The organism is Paenibacillus contaminans (assembly GCF_003285015.1).
In the GTDB taxonomy this organism is placed as follows: Bacteria; Bacillota; Bacilli; order Paenibacillales; family NBRC-103111; genus Paenibacillus_V; species Paenibacillus_V contaminans.
In genome coordinates this window covers 1-12,094 of the sequence record NZ_QMFB01000019.1, presented here as the reverse complement: position 1 = coordinate 12,094, position 12,094 = coordinate 1, and the positions used below count along the sequence as shown (strand labels likewise).

Sequence of the window (12,094 nt, the reverse complement as noted above, 5' to 3'; positions counted from 1 at the left end):
TTTCTGCATGAAGTGTATTCGCAACTGAATCATAGGGCAGGATCATTTTGCAGGCAATTATACATTTTGGATGGAGGAGCAACGGCCGCGACAGAGCTAGTTTTGCACTTTTTTACCCGTATTGGACTTTCTCGCCGCATGCCAAAAAAGCCCTCAAAACGCCTAAATAACAGACGTTCAGGGCAACAATGCTGATGCTCATACGGTTGCATCACGGCTTTTATCCCGATACTGGCTTGGCGTAATGCCCTCCTGCTTTTTAAAAATACGGTTGAAATACGTCTGCTGGTACCCGACTGATTCCGCGATGTCATTCATCTTCATATCCGTTTCCCGCAGCAGCTCCTTCGCCTTGTTCAATCGCAAGTCCGTCACATAATCAATAAAATTGATTCCCGTTACTTGCTTGAACGATTTGCTCAAGGTAAACGGATTCGTCCCTAATTGATCCGCGCAGCTATCCAGCGAAATATCCTTCGTATAATTCGTTTCCAAATAGCGAATCGCTTGTTCTATAATCTTCTGCACCTGGGTATTCGTTCGCTCTGCCATCGCCTCGATAAACGGATTGGCCACTTTCGTGCAGATGAGCTGTATGATCTGCTCCCGCTCCCGGGTTTGCAGCAGGCTGTCGAATACGTTAGCGCCCTCTAACGGCGTTCTCAACCGAATCCCCGATAACATAATCATATGCTGCATACTTCCGACCAGAAGAAGCAGGCTTTGCTTCACAACCGCTTCTTTGTTCCCTCCGTCCGCCACTTCGTTCAGAAACTGCTCGAGCAGACGCTCGACATCGTTCTGCTGCCCCATTCGCATCGCTTGTACGATGTCCCGTTCCAGCGCGAACGGGTATTGGAATGCGCCGAGGTCAAGCGCAGCATCAGGCTGCTCCATGTCGATGATCTGATTGGCGTCTTTCATTATGCGAGCCCACGAAACCTGGCTGGCCTCTTCGAATATAGCCGGGATATTCCGCACCAAATCCGTCGGCTTGCCAATCGTAATCGTCACGCGGACGTATAGGATCTGATTGATCGTTTGCGTCAGCTCTTTACTCATCGCAAGAAGTTCCATTCTCGCTGAAGCCGCATCGGAGGCGAATACGAGCAGGCCGATCGACGAATCGTGAAAATTAATGACGCTGAATTCCTTCAAGCGCGATGCCGCCAGCTCCTGGATGATATTGGCCGCCGCGAACGTGGCAAGTCCTCTGTCATCATGAGTAAATCGCCCATCCGATTGCGAAAATCCGGTTAATTGCACATTCGTTACGATAAATTGCCGGCCGTCGGTTTCCCAACCGTACTGCTTCATGCGATTCTTGAGCTCCTGCTCGGAATAACGATTCAAGTATTGGTGAAACAGCTGCAGCAGAAAACCCTCTCTAATATGAGGCAGTTGTTCCTGAAGCTTGCTCTGTAGGAGACTGCTTTCCCGCGATAAATGCCCCCATTGTTTCTCAAGAAGCTGGAATTCGTCGAGGTTTCGGCTCCATCCCCCGGCCTTTCCTCCGGCAAGCACATTCATCAGCCGCTTTACCGGCGAATAGATGCGATTGGAGGCGAACCACGACAGCGCCAATGCCAAAGCAAAACCGGAAATACTGAAGAGGAGTATCAATTCGGATACGAAAATAATCGGCGAGGTGATGGCCGAGATGGGAGTGGCAGAGACATAAGTCCACTCCGTATCGATTCGCGGCAGCTTGCCGACTGAAACCGAATAATCGTCACCGTTCCATTTGAACGAGAAAGCCCTCTCGTCGTCTCTCACTTGCATGACGGCTTCCTTAATGGCCGCTTCAAACTCGTTCGGTGAAGAAGCTCCACTCTGGACGGCTGCGAAAATTTCATTTTGCCTATTCATCAGAAAGGAGGCGCCTTTATCATAGGGATTCAGCACCTTCAACATGTTCTCGACTTTCTCGCGATTCAGCGTGGCGACCAGGACACCGAACGGGTTTTGGTTCATATCCATGATCTTGTGAACCAACAAGGCGTCATTAGAAGCGGATGGTTTGGCGACTTGGGACGAATTCGTCCAGTAAGCCGTGCCCCCTCTGCTCAGCAATTGCTTGAAATACGTAATCTGGCTCTGGTCGTTGGGTGGATTGTATTCCGGGTTGAACCGCACAGGCGACGGCCTGTCAATAAACAGCTCCACCCCTTTGATGAGCGGATGAGAGCCCTGCATCACGAGCAGCGTCTTGTAGATGTCCCTTGTTTCCGCAAAATGATAGACAAAATCAAGCGTTTGCAAGCTTTCGCCAAAACGCGGCTCGAAGGCCCAATGACTCAAGGTCAATTCCAAATAGTTTAACTGCTCGTCCATATTTCGGGACTGCTCCAAAATTTGTTTCTGATGCGATTCAATCAACGCGGACTCGATTTTAGCGGATACGATCCAGTAAACGCTTCCACCGATGACAAGCCCGGGGATGCTCGCGCTGAGCAGAATGAGAACGAGACTTTTTCTATAGAAGTTTCCCTTGGCATGTCGAAAGAATCGGTATAATCTATTCAATACCTTCGTCGCTCCCGTTGTTCATCATATTCTTATCCTTTGGTCTCAGCAGTACTAGTATAGTATACCCTATAGCTGTTTTTCTTGGAAACGAGTACGAATAAATTCATACACTTGCCGGTAGTAGGACGAGTAGCCTGGGTGACTAATACGGCGGAACATAAATTACCCTGACAATGCGAAAAGGACCCTTTTTATGGGGTCCTCTTCATTGACGGTGAAAATTTTTTAGATCATTTCTTTATTCCTCGCTTATAGTACCTTCGATCCGGTTGTCGTAGACAACTTTCTTTGTTGCCTCTAACACTTACGTGTCTTTGGCACATCCCTCCAGTTTCTATAATAAGGCTGAAAGATCGTTAGTGGCTAGTTTCCCTCGAAATTGTTCAATGGAACCACACCTCGCTCTCACCGTCGATAATAGTATGTCCGGGCGTTCGATAACTATGCGCTTCTCGAAAATAAAAATTTCATAAAAAAACCGCCTATTCGGCATTTGCACGAAAGGCGGATTTTTTTCTTAACGTGGAGCCAAACTATCCCCCGGATCCGCTGCCTTCGCTCGGGCTCTTGTGGGAATGGTTGCGGTTCTTCACCGTTTTGGAGCCGGAAAGCGGCTCTTGGGGCTGTACGGATTCATGCTGATTCGTTTGCCCGCTTGGCGGATTAACGACTTGCGTCTTATTTTTCGGCATGTGCGTATTCCTCCCTATCCTTCGTGATTTAACGAGTCCTTATGGCGGCGATCGTTCGTTTGCTGCTGAATTTGCTGGGCATCGTGGCTGTTGACCGGCGTTTTATCGAAGTCCTTTACCACGTTCTGCAAATTTTTATCGGTTGCTCGATTCTTCGTCATCGTGTATCGCCTCCGTTGTTAAGCATGCGTCTCGGCATGCAGTACCTGCGCGCATTCATGGATGTGGCGAATATAATCCTCCACCATCTGCTGAATTCGTTCGCCCCGCTCGTCGACCGTTACTTCATCGCGCTCCGCGTCGACCAATTGAACCTTCACTTCCCGATCGTCCACGTACCTGCATGTAAAATCAAATTCATAACCGGAGCGGCCTTCCGCTAAAATCGTAATCCGAATCGCTTGCGGATCGGCTTCGTCGGCATAGACCGAAACTTTGTCGGACGCGTTCAGCACGGTCGGCAGCGTGCGCTTCCAAGCGGCTACGAGCTGCTCTTGATCGATTGCCGGACTTTCTTTTTTCCTCATCTGTTACCACCTCCACAGTGTTAACGTATGGAGACGGACAGCCTTTTATACAAGCTCTCGGTTCCACTTGAAGAAACTAAATTATCCAAGTACGGCTGAAGGGATCGTCGCTTGTTGCATGCGCTTGGATTTCGATTCCGCCCAATCGGAATCGACACTGTAAGGCGGATAAACATTGTGAATATAAAAAAGCCACCCGGACGATAATCGTCCAAATGGCTGTAAGTTTCATGATTAGCTTAGTGGCGGAGAGGGTGGGATTCGAACCCACGGAAGAGTTACCCCTTCGCTGGTTTTCAAGACCAGAGCCTTAAACCACTCGACCACCTCTCCAAGTGGAATTTCCTAACGTTTAGGAAATTTCCAGATGCACATTGAATTTTAACATAAATGTGAAAACAATATCAACCTCTATTTTCTGCCGATCACCTTAAGGCCATTCATATAAGGTTGAAGAACTTCAGGCACTAACACGGTGCCGTCTTCCTGCTGATAATTTTCCAAAATCGCAGCCACCGTACGCCCAAGCGCAAGCCCGGAACCGTTCAGCGTATGGATGAACTCCGGCTTCGCTTTCGAATCGCGACGGAAGCGGATGTTGGCGCGGCGCGCCTGGAAGTCCTCGAAGTTGCTGCAGGACGAAATCTCGCGGTACGTGCCGCTGCTAGGCAGCCAAACCTCAAGATCGTACGTCTTGGCCGACGCAAAGCCCATATCGCCCGTACAGAGGCTCATACAGCGGTATGGCAGCTTCAGCAGCTCCAATACCGTCTCGGCTTCATTCGTCAGCTTCTCCAGCTCGTCATAAGAGTCCTCCGGCTTGACCATCTTAACCAGCTCGACCTTGTTGAACTGATGCTGTCTAATTAACCCGCGTGTATCCCGGCCTGCCGCTCCGGCTTCGGAACGGAAGCAAGCGCTGAATGCTACGAAATATTTCGGCAAAGCCTCGACAGGCAGAATGTCGTCGCGATGATAGTTAGTTACCGGAACTTCCGCTGTCGGTACCAAGAAATAATCCGTATCTTGAATTTTAAACACATCTTCCTCGAACTTCGGAAGCTGGCCTGTTCCGGTCATGCTGTCCCGATTCACGATGTAAGGAGGAAGCATTTCCTCGTACCCGTGCCGGTCGGCGTGAAGGTCCATCATGAAGTTCATGAGTGCCCGTTCCAATCTCGCTCCAAGCCCCTTATAGAACACAAAACGGGAGCCTGTCACTTTGCCCGCATTTTCAAAATCCAGAATATCCAGATCATGAGCAATTTCCCAATGCGCTTTCGGAGCAAAAGCGAAAGAGGTTTGTTCGCCGATCCGTCTAACCTCAACGTTATTATCCTCGGATTTGCCGACCGGCACCGATTCATGCGGCACGTTCGGAATCGCAAGCAAAATATCGTTCAGCTCGGACTCGAGGATACGAATTTCGTCGTCCAGCACTTTAATCCGGTCGCCGACGATTTTCATTTCTTCGATAAGATCATCTGCATTTTCTTTAGCGCGTTTCTTTACGGCGACTTCCTGAGAAACGACATTCCGCCGGTTCTTGAGCTGTTCCACTTCCTGCAGCAATTCCCTGCGTTTCGAGTCCACGCCTGGAAAACGATCGACTTCTTCGAGCTGCTTTCCGCGATTGCTCATCGCCTGCTGAACGCGTTCGAATTCATTTCTTAACAGCTTGGCATCAAACAAAATAACCCCTCCAGAAAGGGAAGTAGTTTACCCGCGTTGTTTAACCATCTCGAGAAAATATCCATGCATCCGGTAATCGTTGGTCAGCTCCGGATGGAACGACGCAACAAGCAGATGCTTTTGGCGGGCGGCCACGATTTGTCCGTTATAGGTGGACAGAATCTCGACACCTTCCCCTACTTTCTCGATCAGCGGCGCACGAATGAATACCGCTCTTACTTTCTCGCTGATTCCGTGTACGTCCAGATCCGTCTCGAAGCTTTCTCTTTGCCGTCCGAAAGCGTTACGGGCAACGGTAATATTCATAAGCTCGAGATGAGCTTCCGGCTGACCCGAAATTTCCTTGGCCATCACGATGAGACCTGCGCAAGTGCCGAAAATCGGCTTGCCTTCCGCTGAAAACTGCCTCAGCGCATCGATAAAGCCGTATGTGCGCATCAGCTTGCCGATTGTCGTGCTCTCTCCGCCGGGAATGACAATACCGCCGATTTCCGATAGCTGCTCGGTCCGTTTAACAACGACTCCTTCAGCGCCGGCCAATTCCAGCATTCGGATATGCTCGGCAACCGCGCCTTGCAGCGCAAGTACCCCTATTTTCATGTCCGTTCCTTCTTTCCAACTCGCTATAGCTGTAAAAATGCGGACAGATGATGCGGTAACCGGGCAATAGGAGCCGGTCCGCACATCTGCCGCATCGAATATGCCTAACTATTTAAGCTTGATTACCAGCCGCGATCCTGCATACGCTCGGAGGCATTCAGCTTGGAGATTTCAATGCCTTTCATCGGCGTGCCGAGGTTTTTCGAAAGGTTTGCAATCAAAGCGTAATCCGTGTAGTGCGTAGTCGCCTCAACGATCGCTTTTGCAAACTTCTCAGGGCTGTCGGATTTGAAAATACCCGATCCGACAAATACGCCGTCAGCGCCGAGATGCATCATCAATGCCGCATCCGCAGGAGTAGCTACGCCGCCAGCCGCAAAGTTAACGACCGGAAGCTTGCCGTTCTCGTGAACGAAAGCAAGCAATTCGTATGGAGCGCCCAAGTTTTTTGCTTCCGCCATCAGCTCGTCCTTCGCCAGGCTTTGCACTTTCCGGATTTGCGACCAGATCATGCGCATATGACGAACGGCTTCAACGATATTTCCAGTTCCCGGCTCGCCCTTCGTACGAATCATCGAAGCGCCTTCGCCGATCCGACGGAGCGCCTCGCCGAGGTCGCGCGCGCCGCACACGAAAGGTACCGTGAACTCTTTTTTGTTAATATGGAATACTTCGTCAGCCGGTGTCAGTACTTCGCTCTCGTCGAGATAATCGACGCCGAGGGATTCAAGCACTTTCGCTTCGACAAAATGACCGATACGCGCTTTCGCCATTACCGGAATCGAAACAACCTTCATAACTTCCTCGACGATTGTCGGATCCGCCATACGGGCTACGCCGCCTGCCGCACGAATGTCTGCCGGTACCCGCTCAAGCGCCATAACGGCGGATGCTCCAGCCGCTTCGGCAACTTTAGCTTGTTCAGCGTTCATGACGTCCATGATGACGCCGCCTTTTTGCATTTCGGCCATACCTTTTTTAACGCGAGACGTTCCTGTTTCCATTGCGAATTGACCTCCCAAATGGCATAAGAGCTGATTTTATTTTGAACCGAATTTGACAAACTCCTAACAAATTATTTTACAGCATGGGTCGACATTATACAACCTTATCGCCCATATTTCTCACCTTGTTCAGGTGTCAACATTTTGTCTAGAACATGTTCTTGATGCCGCTGAACAGATCGACGAAGAAGTTTTTGATGGCCCGGAACAAAAGGCGAATCCAGCTTCCCTTATCGACATCCTCGGATGCCACCAAATTAACCGATTGATCCTTCCCGTTGTACGTGACTTTAACGGTGCCCAGTACATCTCCTTGCTTGATAGGAGCGACCCGCTTGCTTTCCTCGATCGGTTCGGCCGTCTTCACGATTTGATCTTCGGTCGTTCCTTTTTTGACAACCATCGAAAGCGCGCTTTCCGTCACGACAGGAACGGAAGTTTTCACGCCTTTTTTCAGCTCGACGGTTTTCATGGTATCGATTTCGGCTTTCGCGGCGATGATATCCTTCTTCTCGAAGTTATTGAAGCCGTAATCCAGAAGCTTACGCGTCTCCTCAAAACGCTTCGGCTCGGAATCCGTTCCCATAACGACGCTGATTAAGCGCATACCATTGCGAACCGCAGTTCCCGTAAAGCAGTAACCCGCCTCGTCGGTCGATCCTGTTTTTAGCCCGTCCAACCCCTGATAAGCGTATTTCTTGAAGTTCGTTACGCTTTGATTTCCTTCCAGCATCCAGTTCCAGTTGATCATCGGGGACTTGTCCCTTTCACGGAGCTTAAGAGAAGGGATTTTCGTAAACTCAAGCACTTCCGGGTGATCATTAATAATCCGAAAAGCGAGCATCGCAGCATCTTTAGCGGACATTAACGTCTCGCCTTCCAGGTTGATCGGAGGGAAGGCTTTAAGATCATTTTTGCTAAGGCCTGTTGACGTTACAAAGTGGGCAGTCGGCAGACCGAGCTCCTTTGCCTTATCATTCATCATTTTGGCGAAATTTTCTTCCGAACCTGCAATCCGTTCAGCCAATGCTACGGAAGCGTCATTGCCCGAATAGATCGACATCGCTTGAAACATGCTTTTGACAGAAAGCTTCTCGCCATTAGCCAACAAGTCGCCGGAACCCGGTACGTCAGCAGCATATTTGCTCGTCGTAACCAGCTCGTCCCAAGTAAGTTTCCCAGACTTGATGTTTTCCATAACAAGATATTCGGTCATCATCTTTGCCATACTGGCGGGAGGCAGCGCCGTATCGGCGTTCAATTCGTATAAAATCTGCCCGGTCGCAGCATCCATCAAGATCGCCGACTTCACTTCCAGCTTCAAATCTACCGTATCCGCGGCCAACGCGCTCTCCGGTTTTATCATTAGCAACTGCAGCCCTAGAAGAGCCACTACCAACATCGCGACGTATCGTTTCATCTTTGTGAACCGTTTCAATTCCCACACTCACTCCCATATATGATGTGATTTATTTTTACATTGTACCATATGGGAACACGTAAATTCACCTTGCAAAGGGGTAGGTCTTTAGACGCAACAAGGATAAACGGCTTCGACGTCCTAAAGGGCAGGCGCGTTTACCGGGAAATCGAACAATTCGCGGATAAATTCTTTCTTGCCGATTAATAAAAAAGAAACAGCGTTATGATAACCGCTGCTTCCCTTCAAGCCGTCACTCCGCTTATAGCGAGTAGTTTGGCGCTTCTTTCGTAATATGAACATCATGCGGATGGCTTTCGCGCAAGCCTGCTCCGGTAATTCTGACGAACTGCGTATCGTTAATAAGCGCTTGAAGGTTTTGCGTACCGCAATAACCCATACCCGAGCGTAAACCGCCTACCAGTTGGAAAATCGTATCGGCAACAGGTCCTTTATAAGGAATCCGGCCTTCGATGCCTTCCGGTACAAGTTTGCTTTCGTTTTCTTGGAAATAACGGTCCTTGCTTCCCTCTTTCATCGCGCCTAACGAACCCATTCCGCGGTATACCTTGAAACGTCTGCCTTGATAAATCTCAGATTCACCGGGACTTTCTTCCGTACCTGCGAATAAGCTTCCTAACATAACCGCACTGGCGCCGGCGGCAATCGCTTTGACGACGTCCCCGGAGTATTTGATCCCGCCGTCTGCAATGATCGGCACGCCGTGCTTTCTGGCTTCTTCCGCGCAATCATAGATTGCCGTGATTTGCGGAACGCCGATACCGGCGATGATACGGGTTGTACAAATCGAACCCGGCCCGATTCCGACCTTAACGATGCTGGCCCCTGCTTCAATCAGATCGCGGGTGCCTTCCGCCGTAGCCACGTTGCCTGCCACGATCGGAAGCTCCGGATATTGTCCGCGCAGCTTTCTTACCGTATCGGCGATGTTGATGTGGTGCCCGTGTGCGGAGTCAACCACGATCAAGTCGACGCCAACTTCTACAAGCGCCGCAGCGCGCTCCATAACGTCCTTAGAAACGCCCAGAGCACCGCCCACGAGCAGTCTGCCGTATTGATCCTTGGCAGCGTTCGGGAACTGGATCGCTTTCTCGATATCTTTTATTGTAATAAGACCCTTTAACACATTATGATCGTCAACAAGCGGCAGCTTCTCGATTTTATGCTTCTGAAGAATGCCCTCCGCCTCTTGGAGCGTAGTGCCGACAGGTGCGGTGACAAGCCCTTCCGTCGTCATCACGTCTTTGATTTTAATCGAATAGTCGTGTACGAAACGCAAATCGCGATTCGTCAAAATACCGACCAGCTTGTTGTTTCCGTCAACGATAGGCACCCCGGAAATGCGGTACTTCGCCATCAACTCTTCCGCGTCATAAACATGATGTTCCGGCGTAAGTGAAAAAGGATTCGTAATAACGCCGCTCTCCGACCGCTTGACGCGATCAACCTCGTTAGCCTGCAGGTCGATCGACATATTTTTGTGAATGATGCCGATGCCGCCTTCCCTCGCAATCGCGATCGCCATCGCCGACTCCGTTACCGTATCCATTGCGGAACTGATAAAAGGAATATTTAGCTTCAGCGTAGAACCCAGCACCGTCGATACGTCGATTTCCTTCCCGAATACGGCTGATTTTCTCGGTACGAGCAGCACGTCATCGAACGTTAACCCTTCCTTCGCAAACTTCGTCTCCCACACGAATGGAGCGCCTCCTTACATGAGTATATTATTGCAATATTATCAATGCTCTATTTTCATGTCAAGAAAATGTCCTCTCCATTTTCAAGGAACTCATTTATGTATTTCCTTTTTTTCAAAAACTCTTCACCGATCGCCGTCTTTCCGCACGAACAGAAGGCTTATCAAAACGAAAAATTTTATTCGTACGCGTATTTGCAGGCCGGATTCCATAGCATAAATTGCTCCAAGCCCAGCTCTTTAGCTGCAAGTATTTGCTCCTTGATCGCAGCCGCTCCATATCTTTGATGGGAAGGGAGCCATGTTGCCGTGAAAGCCTGAAACCATGGCCGTATGGCAGGAGATTTGCCGTTAAGACGGAATACTTCATCGTTCTTGGCCAGTGCATCGCTCACCGCCTGCCTAACCGTCAGATAGGGCTCCTGATCGGGATTCGCGATCCCATAGACGCCTTTACCGTAATGGGAAGGGTAAATCATCGGACTAATCACATCGACGTGCTTGGCGATTTTAGACCATTCCTGGCCGATTCCCATATCTGTGGAGCTCGATGTCGTAAGTCCAAAAACATCCGCCGACACGAATACATCCGTTCCTTTCAACCCCTCCTTCACTTTGCTCAAAAACGCCTCTATCGCTTTCGCCTTGCTCCATCCATGCGGATTTTGATACTGGACCTCCCTGTCCACCTTCTGACCGTTCTCCGGAAAACGAACGTAATCGAATTGAATTTCGTCAAAACCAATTCTCGCCGCTTCCTTAGCGATCGCAATATTATAATCCCATACTTCTTCATTGTACGGATCAATCCATAAAACGCCTCTTGCATCTTGCCAAGCGTTCCCGTCTTTCGTACGCATAGCGAAATCCGGTCTCTGTACAGCCAAGTAAGGATCCTTAAAAGCGACAATTCTTGCTATCGAATATATATTCCTCGCTTTGAGGCGCTGCATCCAAGCTTCCGGAGACGGTATCATCGGACTCTCGGTCGCCCCGATCTGTTCGGCTAAAGGTATGCTGCTAGGAAAAATAAATTGTCCCGAATCGTTCTTCATATCAATAACCATCGCATTTAGATCCGTACGGTCCACCAAATCGAGCAATTGTTGAAAAGAGCCGCTCGCAGCCATACGCCCGGAAACGTATATGCCCTTGGCTTTTACTTCTTCCTTCGATTGATTTCCGCCCGAGGGAATAGGAACGGCCGGTGACGACGGCTCGTTCCCGGTACGCCGTTCATTTCCCGACTTTATGTCGGTATCCGCAGGGGCCTTATCTTCCTTCGTGAAATCCGAACGATTCTGCTCTTGCACTGGCACATGGTCAGTTCCTTCAGGTGCTTTCGCCTTCGCCTCATCGGAGGTGTATCCGTCAATATGTCTGGACGACACATTTTGCGAACAAGCCGTTCCCAAGAGCACGATACAACAGATCAATAACCCGTAAAATAACGTACAAATCCGTTCCCCATTCATTTGTATCTCCTCCTTAGCTGGTAGTATGGCTCAAGGAAGACATGCATAATTCTTCAATTAACAAGAGTTTATTGGAAAATCGTCCAGCTAAATTAACCTCTACCGCCTGCAGCAATTTGACGCTGACCTATGTCCTGTACTTTAAAGCCTTCTCCGCAAAGAAACATTAGAAAACACAAAAAGCCCCTTTACCGGTTAACCAGTAAAGAGGCTTTCATTNAAAAAGCCCCTTTACCGGTTAACCAGTAAAGAGGCTTTCATTTGCTTGGCAACGTCCTACTCTCCCAGACCCCTGCGGGTCAAGTACCATTGGCGCTGGAGGGCTTAACGGTCGTGTTCGAGATGGGTACGCGTGGTTCCCCTCCGCTATCGTCACCAAACATGTTGCCCATATACAGGGTGTTTACTCCCTGAAAACTAGATGCGAAGTGTTTG

10 protein-coding genes, 1 tRNA gene and 1 rRNA gene are annotated in these 12,094 nt (G+C 49.6%); all 12 read right to left on the bottom strand.

Annotated elements, in window-relative coordinates; all coding sequences use genetic code 11:
• Window positions 1-198: 198 nt before the first annotated feature.
• Window positions 199-2,526, bottom strand: a complete 2,328-nt coding sequence (locus DQG23_RS27020; RefSeq protein ID WP_113034158.1) for an AraC family transcriptional regulator — start codon at window positions 2,524-2,526, stop codon at window positions 199-201.
• A 536-nt stretch (window positions 2,527-3,062) separates the two neighbouring features.
• A complete protein-coding gene (locus DQG23_RS27015) occupies window positions 3,063-3,221 on the bottom strand; it encodes a small acid-soluble spore protein P (protein ID WP_113034157.1) in 159 nt (52 codons plus the stop codon).
• A gap of 14 nt (window positions 3,222-3,235) precedes the next feature.
• Complete coding sequence (locus DQG23_RS42640) at window positions 3,236-3,382, bottom strand: hypothetical protein (RefSeq protein ID WP_192894644.1); 147 nt, start codon at window positions 3,380-3,382, stop codon at window positions 3,236-3,238.
• Window positions 3,383-3,400: 18 nt separating this feature from the next.
• A complete protein-coding gene (locus DQG23_RS27010) occupies window positions 3,401-3,748 on the bottom strand; it encodes a hypothetical protein (protein WP_113034156.1) in 348 nt (115 codons plus the stop codon).
• 243 nt (window positions 3,749-3,991) lie between these two features.
• Window positions 3,992-4,081 (bottom strand) — tRNA-Ser (locus tag DQG23_RS27005).
• A 78-nt stretch (window positions 4,082-4,159) separates the two neighbouring features.
• Window positions 4,160-5,440, bottom strand: a complete 1,281-nt coding sequence (gene serS / locus DQG23_RS27000) for a serine--tRNA ligase (protein ID WP_113034155.1) — start codon at window positions 5,438-5,440, stop codon at window positions 4,160-4,162.
• Between the two features lie 27 nt (window positions 5,441-5,467).
• Window positions 5,468-6,040 (bottom strand): pyridoxal 5'-phosphate synthase glutaminase subunit PdxT, encoded by a 573-nt coding sequence (gene pdxT, locus DQG23_RS26995; protein WP_113034154.1) that lies wholly within the window; start codon window positions 6,038-6,040, stop codon window positions 5,468-5,470.
• Between the two features lie 122 nt (window positions 6,041-6,162).
• Window positions 6,163-7,044 (bottom strand): pyridoxal 5'-phosphate synthase lyase subunit PdxS, encoded by an 882-nt coding sequence (gene pdxS, locus DQG23_RS26990; protein ID WP_113034153.1) that lies wholly within the window; start codon window positions 7,042-7,044, stop codon window positions 6,163-6,165.
• Between the two features lie 148 nt (window positions 7,045-7,192).
• Entirely contained in the window at window positions 7,193-8,491 is a 1,299-nt protein-coding gene (locus tag DQG23_RS26985) for a D-alanyl-D-alanine carboxypeptidase family protein (protein ID WP_238178048.1), read from the bottom strand.
• Window positions 8,492-8,726: 235 nt separating this feature from the next.
• Window positions 8,727-10,184 carry an IMP dehydrogenase gene (gene guaB / locus DQG23_RS26980; protein WP_113034152.1) on the bottom strand — a complete coding sequence of 486 codons (1,458 nt, stop codon included), beginning with the start codon at window positions 10,182-10,184 and terminating at the stop codon, window positions 8,727-8,729.
• A 179-nt stretch (window positions 10,185-10,363) separates the two neighbouring features.
• On the bottom strand, window positions 10,364-11,659 hold the full coding sequence (locus DQG23_RS26975; RefSeq protein WP_113034151.1) for a putative glycoside hydrolase: 1,296 nt from the start codon (window positions 11,657-11,659) through the stop codon (window positions 10,364-10,366).
• Between the two features lie 263 nt (window positions 11,660-11,922).
• Window positions 11,923-12,039, bottom strand: a 5S ribosomal RNA gene (gene rrf, locus DQG23_RS26970).
• Window positions 12,040-12,094 lie beyond the last annotated feature (55 nt).